At 39.9% G+C, this 1,494-nt stretch carries 1 protein-coding gene; it reads left to right on the forward strand.

The window, feature by feature from the left end:
• Positions 1 to 77: 77 nt before the first annotated feature.
• A protein-coding gene (locus BLT30_RS18040) for an IS3 family transposase (protein ID WP_394332213.1) occupies positions 78 to 1,434 on the forward strand; the annotation gives its coding sequence in 2 pieces (ribosomal slippage) (positions 78 to 412 and positions 411 to 1,434; 1,359 coding nt in all).
• Positions 1,435 to 1,494 lie beyond the last annotated feature (60 nt).

The following is a 1,494-nucleotide window of genomic DNA, read 5'->3' on the forward strand; positions in this document are numbered from 1 at the left end:
TGTAAATCGTCAGCGAAAAGTGGACATTAGATATTAAAAAGTTAAGGAGTGTTTTCATAAAAAGAGTAATTTTAATTATGGCAGCACCGAAAAAGAAACCGACAGAGAAATTCGTAAAAGATATTCGGCAGAACACCCGCAGAATATTCACTGCAGAGCAAAAGATTTTAATCGTGATGGAAGGTCTTCGAGCGGAGACTTCCGTAGCCGAACTTTGCAGGAATCATAATATTGCACAGTCGCAGTTTTATGCCTGGAACAAGGAGTTTATGGAAGCAGGAAAGAAGCGTCTCAATGGAGATCTCGCTCGCGAGGCTACGAGTGATGAAGTATCAGATCTGAAGAAGGAAAACGCACGTTTGAAAGAGATTGTAGCTGATCTGGTCGTTCGTTATGACATTGTAAAAAAAGTTTAGACAGGCTGGATTAATCGATAAATACAGAAAATATATGAGATTATCCGCAGCTGAGAAATACGAGATCATTCAAACGGTAACCACAAGTGAACTCGGCGTGAAACGAACCTTGGAAAGTTTTGGAATTGCAAGAAGCAGCTTTTACAAATGGTATCAAAGCTACCTCGAATACGGTTATGATGGCTTGAAAACTACGAGAAGAACAAACCATAGGCAATGGAACAGCATTCCTGAAAGACAGAAAGATTTGGTGGTAGAGATCGCTTTGGAACACACCGAATTATCTGCAAGGGAACTGGCCTACAAAATTACCGATGAGCAAGGTATTTTTATTTCAGAATCTAGTGTTTACCGGATTTTGAAGCAAAGAGACTTAATCCCGGCACCGAATCATTTTCTTCTTTCGGCAGCAAATGAGTTCAAAGACAAAACGGAATTTGTGCATCAAATGTGGCAAACAGATTTTACTTATTTTAAGATCATTGGCTGGGGATGGTACTATCTGAGCACGATTTTGGACGATTACAGCCGCTACATCATTCACTGGGAGCTATGCGACTCAATGAAAGCCGAAGATGTGAAACGAACGGTGGACACAGCCATTAAAAAAGCGAAATTAAAGACCAAAGTCAAACCGAAACTGCTCTCGGACAACGGTTCCTGCTACGTCTCCAATGAGTTGAAAAGCTATCTGAAAGACGATTTAAGAATGAAACAGGTTCACGGAAAACCGATGCATCCGCAGACCCGGGGCAAGATCGAGCGTTATCACAGAACGATGAAAAACGTAGTGAAACTAAATCATTTTTATCACCCCGAGGAACTCATCCAAGCACTGGAGAAGTTTGTAGAAAACTACAATAACAAGCGCTATCATGAGTCGATAAATAACCTCACTCCCGCGGATATGTTCTTCGGAAGATCAGAACAGATTTTGAAAAAAAGAAAGCAAACAAAAGCGGAATCCATCCTAAAAAGAAGACAAATGTATAACCAACAAAAATTAGTAAGTTTATAAACCGAAAATCCTCCTTAAGGATTTAAACTAAAATGTCTAAGTTGGTTTGAAGACGTACAT

It is taken from the genome of Epilithonimonas hungarica, assembly GCF_900102265.1.
GTDB classification, from domain to species: Bacteria; Bacteroidota; Bacteroidia; order Flavobacteriales; family Weeksellaceae; genus Epilithonimonas; species Epilithonimonas hungarica.